21 protein-coding genes are annotated in these 25,892 nt (G+C 40.3%); 10 read left to right on the forward strand and 11 right to left on the reverse strand.

Translation table 11 applies throughout. The features are described from left to right. Positions 1–666 (forward strand): alpha/beta hydrolase, encoded by a 666-nt coding sequence (locus BST86_RS06260; protein WP_105982518.1) that lies wholly within the window; start codon positions 1–3, stop codon positions 664–666. Here the strand turns inward: BST86_RS06260 and BST86_RS06265 are convergent, their stop codons facing one another. Continuing rightward, the gene (locus BST86_RS06265) at positions 667–1,170 is read right to left on the reverse strand and encodes a hypothetical protein (RefSeq protein ID WP_105982519.1); all 504 of its coding nucleotides are present in this window, start codon (positions 1,168–1,170) and stop codon (positions 667–669) included. Continuing rightward, on the reverse strand, positions 1,167–1,940 hold the full coding sequence (locus tag BST86_RS06270) for an MBL fold metallo-hydrolase (RefSeq protein WP_105982520.1): 774 nt from the start codon (positions 1,938–1,940) through the stop codon (positions 1,167–1,169). The genes BST86_RS06265 and BST86_RS06270 overlap by 4 nt, the downstream gene beginning before the upstream one ends. Positions 1,941–2,022: 82 nt before the next feature. On the opposite strand from BST86_RS06270, the gene BST86_RS06275 reads away from it, so the two are divergent. Further along, positions 2,023–3,486, forward strand: coding sequence for a nicotinate-nucleotide adenylyltransferase (locus BST86_RS06275; RefSeq protein ID WP_105982521.1), 1,464 nt, complete (start codon positions 2,023–2,025; stop codon positions 3,484–3,486). Here the strand turns inward: BST86_RS06275 and bcp are convergent. Next, the gene (gene bcp, locus BST86_RS06280) at positions 3,481–3,930 is read right to left on the reverse strand and encodes a thioredoxin-dependent thiol peroxidase (RefSeq protein ID WP_055412984.1); all 450 of its coding nucleotides are present in this window, start codon (positions 3,928–3,930) and stop codon (positions 3,481–3,483) included. The genes BST86_RS06275 and bcp overlap by 6 nt on opposite strands. Positions 3,931–3,959: 29 nt before the next feature. On the opposite strand from bcp, the gene BST86_RS06285 reads away from it, so the two are divergent. Next, the gene (locus tag BST86_RS06285; protein ID WP_105982522.1) at positions 3,960–4,625 is read left to right on the forward strand and encodes an endonuclease III domain-containing protein; all 666 of its coding nucleotides are present in this window, start codon (positions 3,960–3,962) and stop codon (positions 4,623–4,625) included. A gap of 243 nt (positions 4,626–4,868) precedes the next feature. Here BST86_RS06285 and BST86_RS06290 read toward each other — a convergent pair whose 3' ends face one another. After that, positions 4,869–5,453, reverse strand: a complete 585-nt coding sequence (locus BST86_RS06290) for an RNA polymerase sigma factor (protein WP_055412986.1) — start codon at positions 5,451–5,453, stop codon at positions 4,869–4,871. 201 nt (positions 5,454–5,654) lie between these two features. On the opposite strand from BST86_RS06290, the gene uvrA reads away from it, so the two are divergent. From uvrA to BST86_RS06305, 3 genes are all read left to right on the forward strand, one after another. Beyond that, positions 5,655–8,459: an excinuclease ABC subunit UvrA gene (uvrA, locus tag BST86_RS06295; RefSeq protein ID WP_105982523.1), complete on the forward strand. Its 2,805-nt coding sequence runs from the start codon at positions 5,655–5,657 to the stop codon at positions 8,457–8,459. Between the two features lie 20 nt (positions 8,460–8,479). Beyond that, positions 8,480–9,550: a magnesium/cobalt transporter CorA gene (gene corA / locus BST86_RS06300; RefSeq protein ID WP_105982524.1), complete on the forward strand. Its 1,071-nt coding sequence runs from the start codon at positions 8,480–8,482 to the stop codon at positions 9,548–9,550. Between the two features lie 183 nt (positions 9,551–9,733). Next, positions 9,734–10,294, forward strand: a complete 561-nt coding sequence (locus BST86_RS06305) for a hypothetical protein (RefSeq protein WP_105982525.1) — start codon at positions 9,734–9,736, stop codon at positions 10,292–10,294. A gap of 97 nt (positions 10,295–10,391) precedes the next feature. Here BST86_RS06305 and BST86_RS06310 read toward each other — a convergent pair whose 3' ends face one another. The 3 genes from BST86_RS06310 to BST86_RS06320 form a co-directional block, all read right to left on the reverse strand. Beyond that, the gene (locus BST86_RS06310; RefSeq protein ID WP_105982526.1) at positions 10,392–11,648 is read right to left on the reverse strand and encodes a cysteate-C-fatty acyltransferase; all 1,257 of its coding nucleotides are present in this window, start codon (positions 11,646–11,648) and stop codon (positions 10,392–10,394) included. Positions 11,649–11,823: 175 nt separating this feature from the next. Continuing rightward, positions 11,824–12,864 carry a cysteate synthase gene (locus BST86_RS06315; RefSeq protein WP_105982527.1) on the reverse strand — a complete coding sequence of 347 codons (1,041 nt, stop codon included), beginning with the start codon at positions 12,862–12,864 and terminating at the stop codon, positions 11,824–11,826. Between the two features lie 58 nt (positions 12,865–12,922). Then, positions 12,923–14,977 carry a S9 family peptidase gene (locus BST86_RS06320; protein ID WP_105982528.1) on the reverse strand — a complete coding sequence of 685 codons (2,055 nt, stop codon included), beginning with the start codon at positions 14,975–14,977 and terminating at the stop codon, positions 12,923–12,925. Positions 14,978–15,029: 52 nt separating this feature from the next. Here BST86_RS06320 and BST86_RS06325 point away from each other — a divergent pair, with 52 nt between their 5' ends. After that, positions 15,030–15,413 carry a YbaB/EbfC family nucleoid-associated protein gene (locus BST86_RS06325; RefSeq protein WP_105982529.1) on the forward strand — a complete coding sequence of 128 codons (384 nt, stop codon included), beginning with the start codon at positions 15,030–15,032 and terminating at the stop codon, positions 15,411–15,413. Between the two features lie 201 nt (positions 15,414–15,614). On the opposite strand, the gene BST86_RS06330 is transcribed toward BST86_RS06325, so the two are convergent. Next, positions 15,615–16,634 (reverse strand): threonine aldolase family protein, encoded by a 1,020-nt coding sequence (locus BST86_RS06330; protein WP_172443320.1) that lies wholly within the window; start codon positions 16,632–16,634, stop codon positions 15,615–15,617. Between the two features lie 161 nt (positions 16,635–16,795). On the opposite strand from BST86_RS06330, the gene prfB reads away from it, so the two are divergent. The 3 genes from prfB (at position 16,796) to BST86_RS06345 (ending at position 21,049) form a co-directional block, all read left to right on the forward strand. Continuing rightward, complete coding sequence (gene prfB / locus BST86_RS06335; RefSeq protein WP_105982530.1) at positions 16,796–17,902, forward strand: peptide chain release factor 2; 1,107 nt, start codon at positions 16,796–16,798, stop codon at positions 17,900–17,902. A 115-nt stretch (positions 17,903–18,017) separates the two neighbouring features. Then, positions 18,018–20,483: a TonB-dependent receptor gene (locus BST86_RS06340; RefSeq protein ID WP_105982531.1), complete on the forward strand. Its 2,466-nt coding sequence runs from the start codon at positions 18,018–18,020 to the stop codon at positions 20,481–20,483. 77 nt (positions 20,484–20,560) lie between these two features. Continuing rightward, a complete protein-coding gene (locus BST86_RS06345; protein WP_105982532.1) occupies positions 20,561–21,049 on the forward strand; it encodes a hypothetical protein in 489 nt (162 codons plus the stop codon). A 47-nt stretch (positions 21,050–21,096) separates the two neighbouring features. Here the strand turns inward: BST86_RS06345 and bshA are convergent, their stop codons facing one another. The 3 genes from bshA to BST86_RS06360 form a co-directional block, all read right to left on the reverse strand. After that, a complete protein-coding gene (gene bshA / locus BST86_RS06350) occupies positions 21,097–22,227 on the reverse strand; it encodes an N-acetyl-alpha-D-glucosaminyl L-malate synthase BshA (protein WP_105982533.1) in 1,131 nt (376 codons plus the stop codon). 12 nt (positions 22,228–22,239) lie between these two features. Further along, positions 22,240–25,158, reverse strand: coding sequence for a serine hydrolase domain-containing protein (locus BST86_RS06355; RefSeq protein ID WP_317046523.1), 2,919 nt, complete (start codon positions 25,156–25,158; stop codon positions 22,240–22,242). Between the two features lie 132 nt (positions 25,159–25,290). Continuing rightward, positions 25,291–25,773: an ABC transporter ATPase gene (locus tag BST86_RS06360; protein WP_105982534.1), complete on the reverse strand. Its 483-nt coding sequence runs from the start codon at positions 25,771–25,773 to the stop codon at positions 25,291–25,293. Positions 25,774–25,892 lie beyond the last annotated feature (119 nt).

The raw sequence follows: 25,892 nt of genomic DNA on the forward strand, positions 1-25,892 counted from the left end.
ATGAATACAGATTTGAGTCTACACTATATCTCGCGCCCTGCAAACCGGAAGAATGCACCATTACTAATATTGGTACATGGCTATGGTAGCAATGAACAGGATTTATTCTCCTTTGCGCCACAAATGGACGCTGGAATTCACATCGTTTCGGTTAGGGCGCCCTACGAGTTGCCTCCTTATGGTGCGGCGTGGTATGCTATTGATTACACCGCAGATAAAGGAAAGTTTTCTGACCTAAATCAAGCTAGGCAAAGCATCCAGTTGCTCAAAAAATTTGTCGGCGAAGTGAAAGATCGTTATGATGTCGATGCAAATAGCATCAATATGTTGGGCTTTTCCCAAGGTGCCATTTTATCCATGGCCATGGCCTTATCTGAACCTTCTATTTTTAAAAATGTAGTTGCGATGTCTGGTTATTTGAATGAAGATCTTGTAGTGGATATGGATAGATTGGAATCTCGCTTTCGCGAAAGCGAACTAACGACCAACTTCTTCATTTCCCATGGTACGATGGATCAGGTTATACCATTTTCATGGGCAATGCAGGCTCAACCTGTTATGGAACGACTGGATGTGGATTATGTTTTCAAACAATATCCAATGGGTCATGGCGTCTCACCAGAGAATTTTCACGATATGAAAAGGTGGCTGGAAAGCCGCCTATAATTATCGATAACGATCATTAAGAACCGCTGCAGTGGTTTCAAGAGTGATGTTTTCCTCATCGACAATGGTGTAAGTGACCAGCAACTCACCCCATTGATTGTTGTCTGAAAAATTGACCAGCACCCATTTGTGATTGACAAATCTCGTGTCATTCACTTGAAAACCCCGACCTTGACCCGTGAACGGCACTAGCGGATTCCCGCCCGCGGTAAGATTGAGTTCCAGCAATTGATCCGTTACATTTTGCTGTACCCGTTCTGAGGTCCAGCCCAATTTCTCAAAATAATTTTTGGCTTCTTGATGCTGTTCCAAGGTAAAATTGAGCGGCTGGTCAAGCCTAGCGTCTGCGATGCTGTCTAGGAGCGCTTCCTGCTCTTGAGTTTTGGCTCTCAAAGAAATCACGTCCTTTTCAATAGACTCTTGATAGTTTCTACCGTTGACGTAGAGTATCAAAGCAATCAAGGCTGCAAATATGAATAGGTATAAAAAGAGATTACGTCTCATGAATGGGATGTTAATTGTAATGTGTCATAGGCTAGAAATACATTTTCAGAAAGCTTTTTTTCAACTTCTGCATGAAAGCCTAAATGGAAACTGATATGGGTAAAATAGGTACGTTTAGGCTGAAGTTCTTCTACTAATGCTAAAGCTTCTTCCACATTCAAATGGGTTTTGTGTGGTTCATACCTCAAGGCATTAATGACTAAAATATCTAGATTTTTGAGCTTTTCCTTTTCTTCTGCTTCTATAGTCTTGACATCTGTCATATAGGCAACATCACCTATACGAAAACCATGAACCGGAATAAATCCATGACTCGCGAGAATGGGTTTGATGATGACTCCATCAATAATTAGATCATCTGTATCAAATAGATGGATATCGAGATCTGCCACACCAGGATATTTGTCTTCTTCCTTGAACATGTAGCTAAATCGATCTTCCAAAGATTCTTGAACCCGTTGCGACATATAGCATTGAATCGCACCTTGCCTGAAAAAAAATGGCCTTAAATCGTCCAAGCCTGCCGTATGGTCTGCGTGTTCATGGGTAAACAAAAGCGCATCAAAATGGTTAATACGATTGGTCAACATTTGTTGTCTAAAGTCAGGACCACAGTCGATTATGAATCGTTTGTCATCCACTTCTATGGCCGCACTTACTCTTAACCTTGTGTCTCTAGGATCGGTACTTAGACACACAGGATGATCGCTGCCTATGACAGGAATTCCTTGAGATGTACCGGTGCCTAGTATGGTGAGTTTTACTTTCATTAAGTTAGGTTAAAAGTATTGATATTTTTTTGTTCTACTAGGACGTTCGTTACCTTTGTTTACAACATATAAAGACGTTTACATGGCTATTACCTTACCAGGAGATAACGATTTTGAGTCAGTTCCTTCCTTAAAGAACAAAGCTTTAAGAATAAATCTAAATCGCAATATCTACGGGACCTTTGCCGAAATAGGTGCTGGTCAGGAAACGGTAAGACATTTCTTTAGGGCTGGTGGTGCCTCTGGAACCATCGCAAAAGCTATGAGCGCCTACGACAAAGATTTTTCTGATGCTGTTTATGGTATTCAAGATGATGGTCGATATGTGACAGAATCCAGACTGCGCAAAATGCTCCAGCATGAAACAGATCTGATTGAAGAGCGTATTTCCAGAGAAAAACATCCAGATAAATTATTCTTTACCTACGCAAATACCGTTGCTACAATTGACTTTGCCAAAAAGTTTTTAGGTCATGGTTGGGTAGGTATTAAATTTCAAGCAGCGCCTGGCGAAGAATATAGCGAGATCATTCTACACGTTAGATTCAAAGAACGTGATGCCCGATTGCAACAGATTACTTTAGGAATTCTGGGAACCAACTTGATCTACGGTGCTTTTTATAAGCATGACCAGCCTAAGAAGTTGTTGAAATACTTATACGATCACATCGATAAGGATAAAATTGAAATCGATATGATCAATTTTGATGGTCCTCGATTTGCGCATGTTGATAATCGATTGATGAGTCTGCAGCTGTTACGTAACGAGATGACGGAAGCCGTAATGTTTGGTCCAGATGGGAACAACATTCTTGCGGCAAGAATTCTTTACAAAAAGAACGTGTTGGCATTGCGCGGTAGCTTTAGACCAGTTACTAAGGTGAACATGGACATGTATCACAAGTCCAGAGCCATGTTTATCAAATCTGGAAAGGTCCAGGAAGATCGCTTGGAAACTATTTTTGAGATTACGCTCAGTAACTTAAAGGCTTCTGGTGAGATTGATGAAGAAGATTTCATGCATAGAGCGGAACTGCTTTGTTCATTAGGTCAAACGGTTATGATTTCCAACTTTAAGGAATATTATCGCTTGGTGGAATATCTAAACAATTATACAAAAGAGCGCATAGGTCTCGTCATGGGAACCAACAACCTCATTGATATATTTGATACCCAATACTACAATCACTTGAGTGGTGGAATTCTCGAGGCCTTTGGGAAGCTGTTTTTCAAAGACTTGCGTGTTTACCTTTATCCTATGCAGGATGCAGAGACTGGCGAACTTACCACCAGCGAGAACCTTAAGGTACATCCACGTATGAAGGAACTCTACAAGTTCTTCAAATACAATGGTCGCGTTATCGACATTGAAGATTTTGACCCTACCATAGGTCACATCTATTCTCGCGAAGTACTTCGCATGATTGAGTCTGGACAAGACGGCTGGCAAGAAATGTTGCCAGAAGGAATCCCAGAATTGATCGATGAAGGTGACTTCTTTGGTTGCAATAAAAATTGTGAGGCTCAAGTCGATCAGGATCTATAAGATCTGATCGGTATGTTCTTTGGTTTTTACTTTTGAAATTACATCTTCAATCACACCATTTTCATCAATGACAAAAGTAGTGCGGTGAATCCCATCATATTCCTTTCCCATAAACTTTTTAGGACCCCAAACTTGGTACGCATTAAGTAGTTTGTGGTCTTCATCAGCTAGCAAATCGTAAGGCAATTCATATTTTTCCTTGAAATTGGATTGACGCTTAGGACTATCGGCACTGGCACCTAGTATTTCGTATCCGCTTTCGCGAAAGCGAGATACATTATCTCTTAAATTGCAAGCTTCAGCAGTACATCCTGGCGTACTTGCTTTAGGATAAAAGAACAACACGAGTTTTTTGCCCTTAAAATCAGAAAGGGATACGATGTCACCATCTTGATTGGGAATTGAAAAATCAGGAGCTTTGTCGCCAGCTTTGAGAGTTGTCATAATGAAGTTTTTAAAACATAAAGATAGTAATGAATAAGCAGGAAAAAGTAGATTTTGTCATCCAAACCTTGGAAGAGTTGTATCCAGAAATTCCCGTGCCGCTGGATCACAAAGATCCGTACACACTTTTAATTGCTGTTTTAATGAGCGCACAAAGTACAGATGTACGCGTCAATCAAATCACACCTTTGTTGTTTGAAAGAGCTGATAATCCTTATGATATGATCAGATTATCAGTGGAAGAGATTAGAGAGATCATCAAGCCCGTTGGGTTGTCACCTATGAAAGCCAAAGGTATACATGGCCTAAGTCATATTTTGATTGACAAACACAATGGTCTGGTACCACAAACCTATGAGGAACTGGAAGAACTTCCTGCTGTAGGTCACAAGACGGCAGCGGTAGTGTTATCTCAGGCCTTTGGTATCCCTGCATTTCCTGTGGATACCCACATTCATAGATTAATGTATCGATGGAATCTAACCAATGGTAAAAATGTGGTGCAAACAGAAAAAGATGCCAAGAGATTATTCCCTAAAGAAAAATGGAATGATCTGCACTTGCAGATTATATGGTATGGCCGTCAGTATAGTCCTGCGCGTGGATGGAATCTTGATGACGATATCATCACAAAAACAATAGGTAGGAAAACGGTTCTTGCAGAATACTACAAAAAGAAAACCCGTCTAGGCTAGGCATAGACGGGTCAAGTAAATCTAAAACAAAACTTAGTTGTTGAGTGTTTCAAAAGTCATATTATTAATTTTTACGACACTCAGTGCTTTTGAAAAGGATAAAATCCTTTGAATGGTTTCTGGCCGTGGCCCTGATGGTTTCAATGATTCTGGAGATGTTTGATTGTAAAGTTTTGGCATGTGAATTAATTATTGATTTATCACAAAACGCAAAAAACTAAGCAATATTATATCCAGAAAAGATTATTGTGTTAAAACGATATTGTGTTTATCAATTACTTTACGCAGATTGATCAAAGCGTAACGCATTCTTCCCAAGGCAGTGTTAATACTAACATCTGTCGTCTCTGCTATCTCCTTAAAAGACATCTCTTTATAAATGCGCATGAGTAGGACTTCCTTTTGGTCTTCAGGAAGTTCGTCAATCAACCTTTTGACATCACTGTGCACTTGGTCTGTAATCAACGCAGATTCAATACTGTCCTCACCGTCACTGATGACATCAAAAATATCAAAGTCGTTACGGGATTGAAACTTAGGCATGCGCTTGTTCCTACGGAAATGATCGATAACAAGATTGTGTGCAATTCTCATTACCCAAGGTAAAAACTTACCTTCTTCATTATACTTGCCACGTTTGAGCGTGCGTATGACTTTGATAAAGGTATCTTGGAAAATGTCTTCGGTAATATCTCTGTCCAATACTTTGGAGAAAATAAAACCGTGAATTCTTTGTTGATGTCTTTTGATGAGGATTTCTAGAGAAGATTCCTGACCACTCATGTACTGTTTTACCAGTACCGCATCACTTGCGTCTTTGAAGTTCATACAATAACAACTAACGATCTTTTTCAAATGGAAACCGATCTGTTTTAAAGTAGTTTTATTGTATACGCTGTGTTTAAATTTTGTTAACGGGTTAAAGATAACAACATTTGTTCCAAACTAACAAAATAAGTCATTACAATTTAACATATTAATGATTACATAGAATCCATTATCGTTGAACCGCTTGTTATCTTTGTGTTTATGGCAGAAAAGATCATCTTCGATAATATAGATTCCCTTAGTCCCAAAAAGAATATTTTAGTTAAGGGTGCTGAGTTACACAACCTTAAAAAGCTCAATGCGGTCATTCCCAGAAACGAAATGGTCGTGATTACTGGGCTTTCTGGTAGCGGAAAATCTTCCCTTGCATTTGACACCTTATATGCCGAAGGACAGCGACGATATGTCGAGAGTCTTTCCTCCTATGCGCGTCAGTTTTTAGGCAGATTGAACAAGCCCAAAGTAGAATACATTAAAGGTATCGCGCCTGCTATAGCCATTGAGCAAAAAGTCAATTCCACCAATCCTAGAAGTACAGTAGGAACAACGACTGAGATCTACGATTATCTCAAGTTATTATTTGCACGTATAGGCCGTACCTACTCGCCTATCTCGGGAAATGAAGTGAAAAAAGACACGGTTACAGACGTTATTAATTACATTAAAAAAGAGGAAGACGGAACCAAGTTATTACTGACCACTCGACTCATTGTAAAGGGTAAACGTGATATACCGCAACAACTTGCGGTTTTATTACAACAGGGATTTACACGTATCAAAGTCAATGATGAAGTACATCGTATCGATGAAAATGATCTTACCTTTTCAAGTAAGGATAAAGTCTTTATCGTCATTGACCGTATTATCAAACGCGATGATGAAGATTTTTATAATCGTCTTGCAGATGCTGTAGACACTGCCTTTTTTGAAGGTAAAGGTGTTGCCTATGTTGAACATCTTGACGGATCTCAAACTCGAGAATTTACCAACAAGTTCGAGCTGGATGGCATGGAGTTTTTAGAGCCTAATCCTAACTTGTTCAGTTTTAATAATCCTTATGGTGCGTGTCCCAAATGTGAAGGTTATGGCGATGTGATAGGGATCGATGAAGATCTCGTGATTCCAAATACGGCATTATCGGTTTATGAAAGTGCGGTATTTCCCTGGCGCGGTGACAACATGAGTTGGTACAAAGACCAGTTGATTAAGAATGCGTCAAAATTTGATTTCCCTATCCATAGGCCTTGGTTTGAATTAACAGATAAGCAAAAGGATCTGGTTTGGGATGGCAACAAATATTTCACCGGTCTCAATGATTTTTTTGCAGAGCTGGAATCAAAGGCCTACAAGATCCAAAACCGAGTAATGCTTTCTCGTTATAGAGGTAAAACAAAATGTTCGGTTTGTAAGGGAAAACGTCTTAGACCTGAGGCCAACTATGTCAAGATCAATGACACGACGATCACAGATCTTGTAGAAATGCCCATCAAAAATTTAAAAACCTATTTCCAGGAAATCAAGCTGGATGAGTCACAGCAGGTCATTGCAAAACGATTGCTTAAGGAAATCAACAGCCGCCTCGAGTTTTTGTCTGATGTAGGATTGGATTACCTGACCTTAAACCGTAAATCCAATACCCTTTCTGGAGGTGAATCACAACGCATCAATCTGGCAACATCGCTAGGTAGTAGCCTTGTGGGAAGTATGTATATTTTGGACGAGCCCAGTATAGGATTGCATCCACGAGATACTAAGCGATTGATAAAGGTTTTGAAAAACCTTAGGGATTTGGGTAATACAGTCATCATCGTGGAGCATGATGAGGAAATCATGCAGGCTGCAGATCGCATCATCGACATAGGTCCAGAAGCAGGAACGCACGGTGGTGAAGTCGTTGCTGCAGGAACACTTGCAGAGATTCTGAAAAGTAAAAGTCTGACCGCTCAATATCTCAATGGTTTTATGGAAATTCCGCTTCCGCGAAAGCGAAGAAAACATAAATATCACGTTGATATCACAGGTGCCCGACAAAATAATCTTAAGAACATCGATGTGACGTTTCCATTAGGTGTTCTCACCATGGTGACAGGAGTATCAGGTAGCGGAAAATCTACGCTGGTCAAGCAGATCCTATATCCAGCCATGTTGAAAAAGCTAGGTGGATACGGTGCCAAAGCAGGACAATTTACTGACATCAAAGGGAAGTTTGAGAACGTCAAAACTGTTGAGTTTATTGATCAAAATCCTATAGGACGCAGTTCTAGGTCCAATCCCATAACCTATATCAAGGCCTATGATGATATACGCAGTCTTTTTGCCAGCCAGAAGGTAGCCAAGATTAGAAATTACCAGCCAAAACATTTTTCATTCAATGTCGATGGCGGCCGTTGTGAAACATGCAAGGGTGATGGCGAGGTAACTATAGAAATGCAGTTTATGGCAGATGTCACTTTGGTTTGTGAGACCTGCAACGGTAAGCGCTTCAAAAAGGAAATTTTGGAGGTACAGTTCGAGGGCAAGAACATTGACGATGTGCTCAATTTGACCATCAATGATGCGATGGAATTTTTTGAGGAACATTCACAAGATAAAATTTCGCGTAAAATCAAACCCTTGCAAGATGTTGGTTTAGGATATGTCACACTGGGGCAAAGTAGTTCCACACTTTCTGGTGGTGAGGCACAGCGTATCAAGCTGGCGAGCTTTTTAGTCAAGGGAACCACCAGCGACAAGACACTGTTCATTTTTGATGAACCGACCACTGGATTGCACTTTCACGACATCAATAAACTGTTGGATAGTTTTAATGCGCTTATAGAAAAAGGCCATAGTGTGATTGTTATAGAGCACAACATGGATCTCATCAAATGTGCAGATTACGTTATTGATCTAGGTCCAGATGGTGGCGCACAAGGCGGTTATCTAGTAGCTTCTGGAACACCCGAAGAAGTGGCGAAAGTCAAGGAAAGTCACACAGCGCCATTTATCGCAGAAAAACTAAATTAGAAGTTCCTAAAAACCTTTTGATGAAAAAGCCTAGACTGCGTCGTAAAGCAACTCCTAAATCAAAACACAGTGTATTTCAGCCGCCTGGAACGATCTCTTATGTGGGTGAAGATAGACATGAAGAAGTAACTACAGAGACGATCTTTTATGACGCCAAGGAATATACAAAGCTAGAAGGTATCTATCTTGAAAAACTGGAAGATGATCAAGTCAACTGGTTCAATGTAGATGGTGTGCACGAGATCGACTTATTAGAAAAAGTAGGTAGTAAGTTTCACTTACACCATTTGCTGTTAGAAGATATTGCGAATACTACTCAGCGACCTAAAACGGAATTCTACGAAGAGTGCATCTATCAGTGTATCAAGATGATAAGCTACAATGTCGAAGAAAAGGACATAGATCAAGAACAGGTGAGCATTTTGCTAACTAAACATGCGGTGATTACATTCCAAGAGAAAACAGGTGATGTTTTTGAAAACATACGAGAGCGTATTGAGCAGAATCGCGGCCGCATTAGATACAGCAACAATGATTATTTATTCTATGCGCTTATCGATACGGTGATTGACCATTACTTTATCGCAGTAGAACAAATAGGAGAACATCTGGATGAGTTAGAAGATGAGATTTTTGACGATCCACAGCGCTCATCGCTAGAGCGAGTTCAAAAAAACAAACGCATGCTGCTCAAATTGAGACGTGCTATATTCCCTTTGAGGGAATCCATAAGCCGACTGTTGAAGGAAGATTCCAAATACATCGATCCGCAGATCAAGAACTATTTCCAGGATGCCTACGACCACTGCATCCAAATTATAGAAACCGTGGAATCCTATAGAGAGATAAATGGAGGTTTACGAGATATGTATCTATCTAGTGTGAGCCATAAAATGAATCAGATCATGCAGGTGCTAACCATTATGTCCTCCATTTTCATACCGCTTACCTTCATTGCTGGTATCTATGGGATGAACTTTGACAATATCCCAGAATTACACTGGGAACACGGTTACCGATATTTCTGGATTCTAAGTGGCTGTATGTTTGTGGCTTTACTAGGTTTTTTCAAATGGAAAAAGTGGTTGTAAAAGAGGCTAAAGTTAGTTTGGCACACGAATTGTAGTATAGTAATTGAAGGTTGTTTATGAAGAGTAAATTTCTTTCATAAAGTTTTTTGGTTGGTTAGTGGGAAATCTCGAGATGTCTTTTGACTCTCGGGATTTCCTCGTTTATAGAGGTTAGTAAAATAGAGAATAAAGTATTTTTGGATCATGAAAGAAATAACATTTATAATTACCCTAATACTCCTTGTGAGCTGCAAACAGGAACAAAAAGAAACTGTAGAGACCACAGCTGCTTCTTTAATTGAGAACGAGGTTGTCTCTATAAAACAATTTCCAGAGGATTTCCTGGGAGTCTATAAAGGTACTCTCAAGATCACTTCTAGTAATGGTGAGCAGCAAATCCCTATGGAATTTCATTTAAACGCCACAGATTCTACAGACAATTTTAAATACAGTATTTATTATGGAGAAGAGCGGTCACCACGCAATTATAACTTGAAGCGAACGCACAATCCTAACTTATTTCTAGTTGACGAGAATAACGGAATCATTCTGGAAAGTGCCTATGCCAATCAAACGCTATACAGCACCTATGAGGTCGCAGACAACCTATTAAATAGTACTGAAATCTTCTATGACGACCGTATGGAATTCATGATTGCCCTTTCTAGAATCCAAGATACCTCTATGACAGGAAACGAAGAAAGTGCCATCGTCAAGAACTATCCGCTTTCTGTAATGCAGCGCGCTACACTTTATAAGGAATAGTTGCTTCAATGCTGTATGTGATAGTTTCTTTTACAGAATTGAAACCAAAAAAATCCCGCTTTTCAGCGGGATTTTTTAATTGTTATATAGAAGCTGATTAAGCAAAAGCCTCAGCGACACTAGCGCTTAATCTTTTATATACTCCATTATCTAACCTATCCCGAATCGCGTCAAATGCATCAAGGGTTTCTTCAATGTCCTGCATAGTGTGCGTCGCTGTTGGTATCAACCTCAACAATATCAATCCTTTTGGAATTACAGGATAAACAACGATTGAACAGAAAATTCCATAATTTTCTCTTAAGTCCTTAACCAGCGCCATAGCCTCTGGAATACTTCCTTTCAAGTAAACAGGAGTTACACAACTTTGCGTGGTACCTATATCAAAACCTCTTTTCTTAAGACCCGATTGTAAAGCGTTCACGTTATCCCAAAGCTTTTCCTTAAGCTCAGGCATCGTACGCAACATATCTAAACGTTTCAATGCACCAATAACTAACTGCATTTGCAATGACTTTGCAAACATCTGTGATCTTAAGTTGTACTTAAGATAATCCATGATTTCCTTGTCAGCTGCGATAAAGGCTCCAGTACTTGCCAATGATTTTGCAAAAGTTGCAAAATAAACGTCTATGCCATCTTGGACACCTTGCTCCTCACCTGCTCCAGCTCCGGTTTTTCCTAGAGTACCAAAACCATGGGCATCATCTACAAAAAGTCTAAAGTTATATTTTTCTTTGAGAGCAACGATTTCTTTCAATTTTCCTTGCTCACCTCGCATACCAAAAACCCCTTCTGAAATCACTAAAATCCCACCGCCAGTTTCTTCGGTTAATTTAGTGGCGCGTTGTAAGTTTTTCTCAATGCTCTCTAAATCGTTATGCTTGTAGGTAAAACGTTTACCTTGATGCAAACGTACTCCATCAATAATACAAGCGTGTGCGTCAACATCATAAACAATGACATCATCTTTTGATACCAAAGCATCGACAGTTGACATACAGCCTTGGTAACCAAAGTTCAATAAATAAGCCGCCTCCTTATGAACAAAAGCAGCAAGTTCCTGCTCTAATTGCTCATGTAAGTCTGTATGACCGCTCATCATACGCGCACCCATTGGATAAGCACTACCATATTCTGCAGCAGCTTCTGCATCTACTTTACGAACATCTGGATGGTTTGCGAGTCCTAGATAATCGTTCACACTCCACGTAATTACCTCACGGCCATTAAAACGCATGCGGTTTGCAATAGGACCTTCTAATTTAGGGAAGACAAAATAACCTTCCGCTATGGAAGCCCATTTTCCTAAAGGACCTTTATCTTTATAAATCTTATCAAATAAATCGCTCATGATACAAATTAAGTGAGCAAATATACGATAGAAATCGCATATTTCCTATGACTTATGCGGGCAAAGAGAACCTTTGCTGGTTGATAAAGTGTTGATAACTAAAGGGTTGAAAATGTAAGTTCGCTTTCGCGAAATTGAGTACCCAATCGTCCTAACCACCTAATTATTAGATAGTTTACTTGATGTACTCGATGTGTTGATCTGCAGCGGTAGAAATGCTGTCAAAAAATCCTTGTTCTTCCATCCATTTATCGTTATAGATCTTGCTCATATATCGAGAGCCGTGGTCTGGGAAAATCACCACTACAACAGCATCGTCACCAAAGGCACTTTCCTTTACCAACTGCTTTACGGCTTGCATGGCAGCACCACTGGTGTAGCCTACAAACATACCTTCAGTTTGTGAGATCCTGCGCGCCATGTGTGCGGCATCCTCATCTTTTACTTTAGTAAAACTGTCGATCACGTCAAAATCGGTCGCCGTAGGAATAAGGTTTTTACCTAATCCTTCAATACGATACGGATAGATTTCGTTTTTATCAAACTCCTGGGTCTCATGGTATTTCTTCAAGACACTACCATAAGCATCCACACCTAAGATCTGGACATTAGGATTTTGTTCTTTCAAATACTTAGCGGTACCTGAAATGGTTCCTCCAGTACCACTACACGCGACTAAATGGGTAATCTTCCCTGCAGTTTGTTTCCAGATTTCTGGACCTGTAGAAAGATAATGAGCTTCCATATTTAGCTCATTAAAATATTGATTGATATAAATACTGTTCTTGATTTCTTCGTGAAGTCTTTTGGCCACTTCATAATAACTGCGTGGATCATCTGCACTCACGTGTGCTGGACAAACATATACCTTGGCGCCCATGGATTTGAGCATATCGATCTTGTCTGCGCTAGATTTTGAACTTACGGCAAGAATACAGTCGTAACCCTTGATGCGGCTTACCATTGCAATACTAAAACCTGTGTTACCAGAGGTAGTCTCTATAATAGTATCACCAGGCTTGAGAATTCCCTTCTTTTCTGCCTGCTCTATAATATGTAATGCAATTCGATCTTTTGAAGAATGTCCTGGATTAAACGACTCAACCTTAGCATAATAATCGCCAGGGAAGCCTTCAACGGTTTTAGAAAGTTTGATAAGAGGAGTTTCTCCTATTAACTCAAGAACATTGTTGTACGCCTGAATTTGTCCGCTCATATGGTATGTTTTCGTCCCGGCTCAAAAAAGCGCAAAACGTTGCAAATCTAAACAAAAATTACTTTTCTGCCTGTTTCTCCAGATCGATCAAGAAAGCAAAGTCAATAGCGACTTCTTTTAAAGCGTCATATCTACCTGATGCGCCACTGTGACCGCTGGTCATATCTGTTTTGAATAGAATGACTTGCGACCCTTTTTGATGATCTCTCAATTTTGCGACCCATTTAGCCGGTTCCCAATATTGCACCTGACTATCGTGATAACCAGTAGTCACCAAAACATTAGGATATACCGCATCCTTGACCTGGTCATAAGGTGAATATGATAACATGTATTCATAACTATCTTTGATATTCGGATTTCCCCATTCATCATATTCTCCTGTTGTCAACGGTATGGAATCATCCAGCATTGTACTTACCACGTCTACAAATGGTACGGCACTTAAAATGCCATTATACAAGTGTGGCGCTAGATTCATGACAGTTCCCATTAACAATCCACCAGCAGATCCACCAGAGGCGTAAAGGTGTCCCGCTTTCGCGAAAGCGTGCTCCAACAAATACTCACTACAAGCAATAAAGTCGGTAAAAGTGTTCATCTTTTGGAACATCTTGCCTTGCTCATACCACTCACGGCCCAAGTACTCTCCACCACGTATGTGCGCAATCGCAAAAAAGAAACCACGATCCAGCAGACTCAATCTGGAGATCGAGAAATAGGGATCGATCGTGTGACCATAACTTCCATAGCCGTATTGCAGTAAGGGATTTCCATCTGTGCGTTTTTGATCCTTTCTATACACCAGGCTTATAGGCACTTTGACGCCATCCTTTGCAGTGGCCCAAACACGTTGTGATGCATAGTTATCTGGATTAAAATCTGGATCCTCAATTTCTTGAGTCTTTAATATTTTCTCCTCACGCGTGCGCATGTTGAATTCAATTACTGATGGTGGCAAAGTGAGCGAGTTGTAACCGTAGCGCAGGACTTCTGTATCAAATTGATAGTTTGCACTTGTGTATGCAGTATAAGTTTCACTGGAAAAGGGCAAAAAATAATCCACAGTTCCATCCCAAGATTTGATCCTGATGCGATTCAAACCGTTGAAACGATCTGTGACTACCATGAATTCCTTAAAAATATCAAGGTCTTCCAGCAAAGCTTTAGGGTCGTGCGGAATCAAATCAACCCAGTTTTCCATCTGTGGCGTTTCAATCGAGGTTTTCATCACCTTAAAGTTGAACGCATCGTCCTTATTGGTCATGATATAAAAATGATCGTCATAGTGTGAGGCGCTGTATTCCATTTCTGGCTGGCGTTCCTGAATCAAGGTAAACGAACTGTCCGGCTTATTGGCGTCAATGTATCTGATCTCATCACTCAATGTCGATGAGGATTTGATCATGATGTACCTAGCACTCATCGTTTTGTAAACAAAACAGTTATAAGTATCCTCCTTTTCCTCAAATATCACAGATGCATCGCTCGCCTCTTGATCCAGACTGTATTTAAAGATTTTGTTAGCTCTCAAAGTCTGCGGATCCTGACGCGCAAAAAACAATGTATGGTTGTCGTTTGCCCAGACAGAGCTTCCTGTGGTTCCCAGAATGGATTCTGCTTGTATCTCACCGGTTTCCAGATTCTTGACAAAAAGCGAGTACTCTCTACGACCTACCGCATCAACACCGTAAGCAATTAAATTGTTATTAGGCGATACATTGATTCCTGAGAGCTTGTAAAACTCGTGACCAGCAGCCATCTCATTCACATTGAAAAGCAATTCAACCTTTTCAGATCCATCTTTGCGACGATAGTAATAAGGATAAGATTCACCCTTTTCCATCTTAGTAAAGTACCAGTAGCCGTTATATAGGTAAGGTACCGATTCGTCGTCCTCTTTCAGTCTGCCTTTAATTTCTTCGAACAATTCCGTTTTGAGGTCTGCAGTATGAGCGGTCATTTTCTCGTAGTAATCGTTCTCTTCATTGAGATAACTGATGACTTCAGGTGCGTCGCGTTCCTTCATCCAGTGGTAATTATCCAGTCGTTGATGACCATGCATCTCGTGAACGTGTGGTATTTTCTTTGCTCTAGGTGGTGTGATATTCATAGGGAATTGTACTCTTGAAAAATAAGCCCGCAAGATAATCAAAGGTTAACTGATGCTTGAGAAAGCTAGGAGTTGTTATTTTTGTGCTCTAAAATTCAAAAAAGAGAGGATTATGTTCGGAGATATGATGGGAATGATGGGCAAACTAAAAGAAACCCAACAAAAAGTAGAAGACACTAAGAAAAGAATGTCTACCGTGTTGATTGATGAAAAATCAAGCGATGGCCTTCTTAATATCACAGTAACTGCAGATCGTCAAATCAAAAAAATTGAAGTTGCAGATGAGCTTCTTGAAGACAAAGAGCAACTGGAAGATTACTTGATTCTTAACTTGAATAAAGCCTTGAATCGCGCCTCTGACATTTATGATAAAGAGGTAGCTGCCGTTGCATCTGAAGGAATGCCCAACATTCCGGGACTAGATATGTTCAAGTAAGCTGGTTACATTATTTCTGCGATGCTAAATTCCCCAGCCTTGAGTTTGCCGAAGGGTTTTAGCACCTTTAAGATAGCAGATTAGATTTTGACTTGCTGCAATTGGATTGGCACAGAAAAAATGAATAGAATTATTGGTTGGATCAATTAGACCCTGAAAAAATTCAGGGTCACATTAGCTATTCAATTTTCAAGTTCAAATTCAATTACCAAACTTCGTCATCAAGTCCTTAAACTGCACGTGTTGCGCATCAGTGTAATCAAGATGTGTGACCAGTCGTAGCTTGCCTTGTCCCATGTTGCTAATGATGATATCGTTCAGGGCGCAATAATCGCTTACCGCCTTTTCATCAAACACCTCAAAAATGATGATGTTGGTCTCTACCGGCTCGACTTTCTTCACCCATGACTGCGCTGCGAGAAAGGTTTCCAGTTCTGATGCTTTGCGATGATCCTCGTTAAGTCGCTCGATATTGTGATCCAGCGCATAAAGCGCTGCTGCAGCTATAAAACCAGTCTGACGCATTCCACCACCTAAAACCTTACGCACGCGCATCGCTTTTTTCATCAGCGGATTCTTCCCGGTAAGTACCGTTCCCAGTGGTGTTCCCATTCCCTTTGAAAAACAAACGGAAACCGTGTCAAACAACTCACCGTATTCTTTGGGATCTTGATTTGTTTTGACTATCGCGTTCCACAATCTGGCACCATCCAGGTGCAACCCTAAACCGTGCTTGATGCAAACCGCTTTGATCTCTTTAACCACTTCCCAATCATAGCATGCACCGCCGCCTTTATTGGTAGTATTCTCTAAACAAACAAGACTGGTCAATGGACTGTGATAAAAATCTGGTGGATTGATGGCCTCTTCTACTTGTGCCGCTGTTACCATGCCGCGAGAACCGTCCAGCAATTTGCACGAGACGCCACTATTGAAAGACACGCCACCACCTTCATAATTGTACACATGGGCATATTTATCACAGATCAACTGCTCGCCAGGTTGCGTGTGCATTTTGATTGCCGCTTGATTAGCCATGCTACCGGTGGGAAAAAACAAGGCATCATCCATTCCAAACATTTCGGCCACACGGCGTTCCAGCTCATTTACCGTTGGATCTTCCTTATACACATCATCGCCTACTTCTGCATGAAACATGGCTTCAAGCATGGCGGGACTAGGTTTGGTTACGGTATCACTACGCAAATCAATCATAAACATTTTATATTTTCCTATGCCTTAAAGACGCAGGTAGATTTAAGGATATTTCGCTTTCGCGAAAGCGAGATAAATTTAATCCCATTTACACACTTAACCATCGGGAATCATCAATAAAAAAGGGAATTAAGCTGTATTTTTACCCTTCAAATTATTTCTAGTACATGATTACAGCAGACCAAATCGCGCAATTGAAGGAACGAACGGCAGCGTTGAAAGATTATCTGCAAATTGAAGCCAAGCAAATCGAGATTACCAATCTTGAGGAGAAAACCTTCTCACCAGATTTTTGGAACAAGCCCAAGGATGCCGAAGCCATCATGAAACAGCTGCGTAACAAAAAGGCCTGGACCACAGATTATGCTACTGCGGTAACGCTGGGCGAGGACCTTGAAGTGCTCTATGAATTTTATAAAGAAGACGAAGCCACAGAAGAAGACGTGACCTCAAAGTACCAAGCAGCACTGGAACTGGTAGAGAAACTGGAGTTCAAAAATATGTTGTCTAATGAAGGGGACGACTTTAGCGCCGTGCTACAGATCACGGCTGGTGCTGGTGGTACAGAGTCTTGTGACTGGGCAGAAATGCTCATGCGCATGTACATCATGTGGGCAGAAAAGAGTGGCTATAAGGTCAAGGAACTCAACTTTCAATCTGGTGATGTAGCCGGTATAAAAACAGTGACGCTAGAGATAGAAGGTGATTATAGCTTTGGATGGCTTAAAGGTGAGAATGGTGTACACCGCCTAGTACGTATATCACCATTTGACTCCAATGCAAAAAGGCATACATCTTTTGCGTCTGTATATGTATATCCGCTAGCAGATGACAGTATAGAAATAGAAATCAATCCTGCAGATATTTCTTGGGATTTTGCACGATCCAGCGGCGCTGGTGGTCAAAATGTCAATAAGGTAGAAACCAAGGCAATATTGACACACCATCCTTCAGGAATCATCATCCATAATTCGGAAACCAGATCGCAGCTTGAAAATAGAGAGAAAGCTATGCAAATGTTGAAATCCCAGCTTTATGAAATCGAGTTGCAAAAGCAAAATGCCGCTCGTGACGAGATTGAAGCTGGTAAAATGAAGATTGAATGGGGTTCTCAAATACGTAATTATGTATTACATCCATATAAGTTAATCAAGGATGTTAGAACCAATCATGAAACCGGAAATGTGGACGCTGTTCTTAATGGCGAGTTGGATGCATTTCTCAAAGCGTTTTTAATGGAGACTGGACAGGAAAAACCAACAGATCAATTGTAGCTACAACTTATTAACTTTTAGTTATGAAATTGTGGCGTGCCTTTAACTCAAACTTAGCAATTCGCGCTTAAACCAGAAGATAGATTTGCAGTCTTAGCAATAAGCTAAATCTATCATGAAACATATTTTTTATTCCCTTCTTCTATCTTGTTCATTTATTTCTTTTGCTCAAAAACCAGTACAGGTTTCGGGAAAACTATTGGACAAAACCACACAAACACCATTAGAATTTGCCACGGTATCAGTGATCAGCTCAGATCCTAATGTATCGCCACAAGGCGGAATTACAGATCTTGATGGTAATTATCAATTTCTAGTAACTCCAGGCACCTATACCGTGAAATGGGAATTTATATCCTTTAAACCTGTGGTACGTGAGAACGTAGTAATCGAGAGTGAAAAAGTATTTGAAACCATCTCCATGGAGCCAGATATCGCACAGCTCGAGGCTGCTGTCGTCGTGGCAGAAAAGACCACTGTAGATTTGAGACTGGATAAAAAAATCTATAATATAGGTCAAGATCTTACTGTACGCGGTGGATCAGTAAGTGATGTCTTGGACAATGTCCCTTCTGTTTCTGTGGATGTGGAAGGAAACGTTTCGTTAAGAGGTAATGATAACGTGCGCATCCTAATTGATGGACGTCCCAGTGCTTTAGTGGGCTTTAACGGTGCAGAAGCATTGAGACAAATTCCTGCAGAAGCTATCGAGCGTGTTGAAGTGATTACATCACCAAGTGCCAGATATGATGCTGAAGGTACCGCAGGTATCTTAAATATCATTCTTAGAAAGAATCAGATTAAAGGTTTTAACGGTTCGTTTAATATTAGTGCAGGATATCCAGAACGTTATGGAGCATCTGCTAACATTAACTATAGAACTAACAAATGGAATTTGTTTACCAATACAGGATACAACTACAGAACAGCACCAGGCTTTGCACGAACTGATATTGACTACAAATTTGATGAAAATGAACAGCTACCTGATTCTACTTTGCTTTCAGTAAGAGAACGCAGGGATTTTGATAGGTTGGGTAGAAACTATTTTACCAGTTTTGGAGCGGAGTACTTTATCAATGACAATAGTAGCATTGTGGGTAACGTCGTTTACAGACTGGGTAATGATGACGATGAAACTACAAACAACAACACGAGAACTTATGAGCTTGCGAGTTTAAACGAAATTAATTTAAGACGAGAGCTAGAATCTGAAGATGAAAATGATTTGCAATTTTCACTTGACTATCAAAACGATCTTGATGAAAACGGTCAAAAACTAACAGCGACTGCTCAATACTCACTCTCAGTTGAGGACCAAGAAGCAAATATTGATCAAACTGAATTAATTTCCGGTAGAATAAATGACTTAGAAAGACTTCTAGAGACCGAAGACGAAACTGAAGCTTTGCTCCAAGTGGATTGGGTAAAACCAGTTGGTGAGAATATTCAATATGAAGCTGGTTACCGTGGGAATTATAGAGACATTGCAAATAGCTTTTTCTTTGAGGAAGTTCCTAGAGACGAATTACCTAATGGAACACCACAGCCAGATCTTGAACAAAATAATACATTCAACTATGAAGAATTTGTGAATGCTGTTTACGGCCAATATGGACAGGAATTTGGCGAATTTTCTCTATTGGCTGGGTTAAGATTCGAACAAACTAATATCAACATCGATCAAGCAACTACTAATGTAACGAACCAAAAAGATTACAGTAGTTTTTTCCCTACGTTAAACTTAGCGTACGAACTGCAGGAAGATGAAAATATCACTTTGGGATATAATCGTAGAGTGCGCAGACCTAGAGGTCGTCGATTGAATCCTTTTCCAAGTAGATCCAGTCAAAATTCCTTTTATCGAGGTAACATCGATTTGAATCCAGAGTTTTCTAATCAAATAGATCTAGGTTATTTGAGAAGATGGTCTAAACTGACACTAAGCACCTCTATTTATTATAATAGAACAGATGACAATGTAGAAACTTTAGAGACACGTGGAGTTGATCCTTCTACTGGTGATCCAGCAATTTTCAGATTTCCTGTAAATCTCTCTACTCAAGAACGTCTCGGATATGAACTAACATTAACCTACCGACCTTTCAAATGGTGGACCATTAACTCTGATGCCAATGTCTTTAGAGTAGAGACAGATGGCTTTTACACAGATCCAACTGGAGTAAATGATGATCAAGATTTTGATTTTGTCAACACAACCTACTTCTTAAGGTTAAATCAAAAATTTACTTTACCATCAGAAATTGATTTTCAAGCACGAATCAATTATCGTGGAGCTTCAGAAAACGCCCAAGGAACACAAAATGCTATCACCACTGTAAATCTTGCAGCGAGCAAAGACATACTTAATGAGCAGGGTTCCTTGACCTTAAATGTTAGTGATTTATTAAATTCCAGAAGACGCGAATCAACTACTAACACGGCATCATTTATTTCTGATAGCGAGTTTCAATACAGACAACGTCAAGTAACACTAGCGTTCACCTACCGTTTCAACCAGCAAAAAAGAGAACAGCGACGAGAAGAAGAGGCTGCACCAGATGAAGAATTTGAAGGATAAACCTTTCATCATCTTAACATGAAATAAGGATTTAATACCTTTTTATAATTGGATATTTGACAACAAATTCAAATATTATGAAAAAAATTCTTTTTACGTTAGCCCTAATCGTAGGAACAACTTTTGCCGTACAGGCGCAAACCATTTCAGATAATGCTATTGGTCTCCGTTTTGGTGACGGTGATGGTTTTGGTGCTGAAATTTCATATCAAAGAGCTTTAGGAAGCAACAATCGACTAGAAGTAGATCTAGGTATCGAAAACGGTAATCGCTTTGACGGTTTCAAGCTTACAGGAGTTTACCAATGGGTATGGAATATTGACGGTGGTTTCAACTGGTACGCAGGTGTTGGTGGTGGTGTTGGTAGCATTGACTTTGATGATGATTTCAGACCTAATAATGACGATAGCGAGACTTTTATATTAGCCGCAGGTCAAGTAGGGATCGAGTATAATTTTAATATCCCTTTGATTCTTTCACTAGACATCAGACCAGAATTATATTTTGGAGATTTTCGTGACGATTTAGAATCAGATATCGCTTTAGGTATCAGATACCAATTCTAGAAAACAGATGTTTATATACTAAAGGCGACCCAATTGGGTCGCTTTTTTTATGGCTGGACGTGCAGTAAAGATTCGTACAGTTTCTCATATTGTGGTATGATCAACTGTATGTCAAATTGTTTCGCTTTCGCGAAAGCGGACTCTTTAAAACCTCTCAACACTTCGTCATCCTTAAGGATGTGAATGGCATTTTGCGCCATTTCCTCGACGTTTCCTACGTCACTCGTGTAACCAGTGACTCCATTCTCATTAACCTCTGGAAGACCGCCGGTGTTAGAGCTGATGACAGGCGTGCGGTTTGCCATTGCTTCCAGCGCGGCAAGTCCAAAGCTTTCCTTTTCTGACGGCAGGAGAAATAAATCTGAAAAACACAAAATACGGTCAATCTCACTACTATTTCCCAGCCATTTGATCTTATGCTGTAGCTTGCGTGAACGAGCATATTCTTCTGCCTCTATACGATCAGATCCATCGCCTACCATGATAAGAACGCTAGGCACCTCTTGCGATAATAACTCAAAAACCCTGACGACATCCTTGATACGTTTCACGGGACGCATGTTACTTATATGGGTCACAATGCGCTCATTAGGAAACGCCATAATGGAGCGATCGCAATCAGAAAACTCGGTCTTGTAAAGCGACATGTCTATGAAGTTAGGAACCACATTGATTTCTTTCTTGATATCAAAAAGATCTAGAGTATCCTGCTTCAAACTGGCACTAACTGATGTAACCACATCACTATTGTTGATACTAAAAGTAACCGATGGCTTATAGACTGGATGACTTCCTACCAGAGTAATGTCCGTGCCGTGCAAGGTGGTCACCATAGGTAAGGTGATGCCTTGGTCCTTTAGCATTTGTTGGGCCATGTAACCAGCATATGCATGAGGTATCGCATAATGCACGTGAAGCACGTCGATTTTGTATTCCTGCACGACATTCACTAACTTACTACTCAAAGCCAGATCATACGGCTGGTAATGAAACAGCGGATATTCCTCTACATCTACCTCGTGAAAAAAGATTTTCTGTGACAACAACTCCAGTCGTACCGGCATCTTGTAAGTGACAAAATGTATCTCGTGACCGCGATGTGCCAGCGCTGTTCCCAACATGGTGGCTACTACTCCACTGCCGCCGAAGGTTGGATAACAGACTATTGCAATTTTCATAAGTATTGGTTTTTACTGGATGATGGAATCGTAAATGATTTGCTGGATGTTGGTCCTGATGTTCTCGCTAATGATAAATCGGTTATTAGCATCTGGGTAAACCCTATTGGAAAGGAAAACATAGATAAGTTCCTCTTCTGGATCTGCCCAAGTGTAGGTTCCTGTGAATCCACTATGACCGAAGCTGCTATCACTAGTACAGTTGCAAGTATTCCCTACATCGTCCAAGGATGGTTTGTCAAAGCCTACACCGCGACGCACCTCATCATCTGCAAAATATCGATAGTTGAATTTATCAAAGGTCTCACTACTAAAATAGGTCTTACCACCATAGGAGCCTTTTTGTAGATACATTTGCATCATTTTTGCCACATCATTGGCATTGGAGAACAAACCTGCATGACCACCTATGCCACCTTGCATGGCAGCGCCTTGATCATGCACATATCCCTGAATTTGCTGCCTACGAAATAATGTATCATTTTCAGTGGGTACGATCTGGTTTTTAGGGAAACGTTTCAAAGGTAGGTAACCTGTATGATCCATTCCTAGTGAGGCATAAAAATGATTTTGCGTCAGTTCATTCAGATCCTTTTTATAATAATCTTCCAAAAAATCCTTGACAATGTAATACGGTAAATCACTGTATTTGTATTCTCTTCTTTCCAATAGATCGCTGGTCGCAATTCTATGAAATATGGTATCTGTTACTAAATTGCTCGCATAAAAATGATCTGCCACTTCAATGGGATAGCGATAACTCCTATTTTTAGAGTAAAACTGTTGTAATGGCGTAGCGTCCAAAGTATCTAAGGTATATCTGTAAAACGGTATCCAAGGTCTCAAGCGAGCATAATGGGAAAGCATTTCCTTGAGCGTAATATCTGACTTATTGGTATTGCGATATTTCTCGTCATAAGCAGAAAGTGGCTTATCTAAATTGACCACGTTCCGGTCTTCCAGCTCCATTAACATAGGCAAGCTTGCCATGATTTTGGTAATAGAGGCCATATCATAAATATCCTCAGACATCACTGGATCGTCTTTCCCATAAGTATGACCACCATAATTTTTATCAAAGATCACTTTACCTTTTCTGGCAACTAAAATCTGCATTCCAGGAGCGCCTTTTTTATCGATAGTAAATTGGGCCACGCTGTCAATTTTATTTAAAATCGACTGATCCATTCCAACGCTTGCAGGTGTGGCACCATAAGAAAGTCGTTTGACACCTTCTAATTCCAATCCATCGCCTACCTTAAAGTTGCCAGAACTTACCGGTAGACGACCGGTAATATCTCTAGCACCAAAAATCATCTGTGCGCTTATTTCCTGGCTCCATTGACTATTTTGATAGGACATCACAATGGCTTCCATGCCTTTAATATCCTTTAACTGATCCAGCATGTAGGGTCTCACAAATAAATCCACAATTACTTTGTGATTTTTACTTATCGCCTTAAGCCAGCTTAATTCTTTTGAGGATAGTTTGTAAGATGTCCATGGATTATCGTTGCTACGGTGAGCTCCTACAATAACCGTGTTGTACTTAGAAAGGTTGCGCAACAAGGTGGCTATATCATTACCTTCTACCCTATCAACCGTCGTGTATTTGTTCAATTGCTTTAAAAAAGCGTCACCAGAATCGTCACCTAAATGTACATAGGCGATCTTTTTGGTTTCCAGGTTCTTGATGGGCAATATCTTCTTATCATTCTTTAGCAAGGTAATCGCTTGCTCCATGGCGAACTCATACACCATATCATCCATTTGGGTGTGTAGATCGCTTATCAAGTTTTCGGTATCGACAGGTGAATAGTTATTTAAGCCTACTTGATATTTTGCCATCAGTATTTTTCTAACACTATGCTCCAATCGTTCTTGAGTAATCTCTCCCTTAGCGATGGCCTCTGCAATCTTGTTGATGGCGGTTGGAATATCTTCAGAAATTAGCAAAACGTCATTTCCTGCCTTGAAGGCTGCAAGATCGATGTCGCCAGGTTTGCTAAAATTGCTCGCGCCCTTCATATTAAGCGCATCAGTAAAGATCAGGCCTTGAAAGTTGAGTCGTTTTTTAAGAAGGTCGGTCACTACTTTTTTGCTAATGCTGGTAGGATATCCTGCGCGAGGTTCCAGACTTGGGATATTAAGATGTGCTACCATGACGCTAGCCAGTCCATGGTCTATGAGACGTCGGTAAGGATATAGCTCAACACTATCAATGCGCGCTGCGGTAAAACCTACCGTAGGTAGTGTTTTATGGCTATCCTGATCTGTATCACCATGTCCTGGAAAGTGTTTTGCACAAGCTAATGTTCCCGTGCTTTGCATGCCTTTCATGAAGGCAAAAGATTTTTGGGTAACATTTTCCATGTCTTCGCCAAAACTGCGATTCCCAATAATAGGATTATCAGGATTGGTATTGATATCCACATCTGGAGCAAAATTCATATGAACGCCCAGTCGCTTGCAATGCTCACCTATGCGTTTACCTACTGCATAACTGCTGGTAGATGTGCGTGTCGCGCCCAGCGTCATGTTCCATGGGAAAGCATACACACTGTCCAGTCGCATCGCAAGACCCCATTCTGCATCCATGGCAATCATCATGGGAGTTTTTGACGCTGCCTGCAGTTCATTAGTCAAGTGAGCCTGTTGCAGTGGTCCACCTTTAGAAAAGATAATGCCGCCTATACGGTGGTTTTTGACAAGGTTGCGCACACGGTCAACGTGCGCCTTATCCTTATTGGAAAATAGATCCACCATAAACAACTGACCTATTTTCTCCTTTTGGCTCAGGGAATTATAAACACTGTCCACCCATATTTTTTGGGCTTGTGCATCTGTAGTTTGTAATGGGTTTATGGATTGTTGAGGATACGCTTTCGCGAAAGCGAAAACCAAAAACAACCCTATAATATTCTTCATCATAATCTTCTAAAACGGCTTGTCTGCAAGGGAAATCAAGAATCGTTCCCTACACGGAAATATAGCAATATTGCTAGCCATCCGCCAATGGATACGGCAGAATTAAAAGATGATATCAACTGTTTTATGAACGGTTTAAAAGAATCTGGAGTGCCAACTTTCAGAAGCAGGAACTTCCCAATGTTCCTTGTATTCACCTACGTTTTGAACGAGGTTATTGAAAACGATGGTGTTAGCCGATACGGATTTAGCCTTGGCCATTTTTTTGAAGTCAGAAAGCTCTTTATAGGCCACGTAAGGTCCGTTTTTGAAGGACACATTCATCTTATCCATCAAATCTATATCAAACTCCTTTTCCACAGCTTGAATAAAACGCACGGAAGCATCTATGGAACATCCTGTGGCTCCAGCCTCTGTTTGATCTAATCCTATGACGATAAAACGGTGATATGGAAGATCATAACCTGCTTTCAAATCCTTACCGTGAGCCGTCCATTGTTGTAAAAATGCATCAAGTTGAGGCTTGAGAATTTCTAACTCTTCATCCGTGAAGGTGCGATTTGCTTGATAGATCCATACTCTGGCATCATCAGGAAGTTCTTGAAAGTCTACTAACATAATTAAATTTTTGTGATCTTGTGACGGGATGAGAAACCCATAAAAAAACCAAAGAATATCATATAAAATAAAAACTGGATCAATTGAAATGGTTCTTCATTCAGATAATCCTACAAAGT

The organism is Nonlabens agnitus, assembly GCF_002994045.1.
GTDB classification, from domain to species: Bacteria; Bacteroidota; Bacteroidia; order Flavobacteriales; family Flavobacteriaceae; genus Nonlabens; species Nonlabens agnitus.

What these genes read in the sequence shown, in the direction of transcription:
- BST86_RS06260 (WP_105982518.1), top strand. Translation starts at nt 1, where the DNA reads ATGAATACAGATTTGAGTCTACACTATATCTCGCGCCCTGCAAACCGG.
- BST86_RS06265 (WP_105982519.1), bottom strand. Translation starts at nt 1,170, where the DNA reads ATGAGACGTAATCTCTTTTTATACCTATTCATATTTGCAGCCTTGATT.
- BST86_RS06270 (WP_105982520.1), bottom strand. Translation starts at nt 1,940, where the DNA reads ATGAAAGTAAAACTCACCATACTAGGCACCGGTACATCTCAAGGAATT.
- BST86_RS06275 (WP_105982521.1), top strand. Translation starts at nt 2,023, where the DNA reads ATGGCTATTACCTTACCAGGAGATAACGATTTTGAGTCAGTTCCTTCC.
- bcp (WP_055412984.1), bottom strand. Translation starts at nt 3,930, where the DNA reads ATGACAACTCTCAAAGCTGGCGACAAAGCTCCTGATTTTTCAATTCCC.
- BST86_RS06285 (WP_105982522.1), top strand. Translation starts at nt 3,960, where the DNA reads ATGAATAAGCAGGAAAAAGTAGATTTTGTCATCCAAACCTTGGAAGAG.
- BST86_RS06290 (WP_055412986.1), bottom strand. Translation starts at nt 5,453, where the DNA reads ATGAACTTCAAAGACGCAAGTGATGCGGTACTGGTAAAACAGTACATG.
- uvrA (WP_105982523.1), top strand. Translation starts at nt 5,655, where the DNA reads ATGGCAGAAAAGATCATCTTCGATAATATAGATTCCCTTAGTCCCAAA.
- corA (WP_105982524.1), top strand. Translation starts at nt 8,480, where the DNA reads ATGAAAAAGCCTAGACTGCGTCGTAAAGCAACTCCTAAATCAAAACAC.
- BST86_RS06305 (WP_105982525.1), top strand. Translation starts at nt 9,734, where the DNA reads ATGAAAGAAATAACATTTATAATTACCCTAATACTCCTTGTGAGCTGC.
- BST86_RS06310 (WP_105982526.1), bottom strand. Translation starts at nt 11,648, where the DNA reads ATGAGCGATTTATTTGATAAGATTTATAAAGATAAAGGTCCTTTAGGA.
- BST86_RS06315 (WP_105982527.1), bottom strand. Translation starts at nt 12,864, where the DNA reads ATGAGCGGACAAATTCAGGCGTACAACAATGTTCTTGAGTTAATAGGA.
- BST86_RS06320 (WP_105982528.1), bottom strand. Translation starts at nt 14,977, where the DNA reads ATGAATATCACACCACCTAGAGCAAAGAAAATACCACACGTTCACGAG.
- BST86_RS06325 (WP_105982529.1), top strand. Translation starts at nt 15,030, where the DNA reads ATGCTTGAGAAAGCTAGGAGTTGTTATTTTTGTGCTCTAAAATTCAAA.
- BST86_RS06330 (WP_172443320.1), bottom strand. Translation starts at nt 16,634, where the DNA reads ATGTTTATGATTGATTTGCGTAGTGATACCGTAACCAAACCTAGTCCC.
- prfB (WP_105982530.1), top strand. Translation starts at nt 16,796, where the DNA reads ATGATTACAGCAGACCAAATCGCGCAATTGAAGGAACGAACGGCAGCG.
- BST86_RS06340 (WP_105982531.1), top strand. Translation starts at nt 18,018, where the DNA reads ATGAAACATATTTTTTATTCCCTTCTTCTATCTTGTTCATTTATTTCT.
- BST86_RS06345 (WP_105982532.1), top strand. Translation starts at nt 20,561, where the DNA reads ATGAAAAAAATTCTTTTTACGTTAGCCCTAATCGTAGGAACAACTTTT.
- bshA (WP_105982533.1), bottom strand. Translation starts at nt 22,227, where the DNA reads ATGAAAATTGCAATAGTCTGTTATCCAACCTTCGGCGGCAGTGGAGTA.
- BST86_RS06355 (WP_317046523.1), bottom strand. Translation starts at nt 25,158, where the DNA reads ATGATGAAGAATATTATAGGGTTGTTTTTGGTTTTCGCTTTCGCGAAA.
- BST86_RS06360 (WP_105982534.1), bottom strand. Translation starts at nt 25,773, where the DNA reads ATGTTAGTAGACTTTCAAGAACTTCCTGATGATGCCAGAGTATGGATC.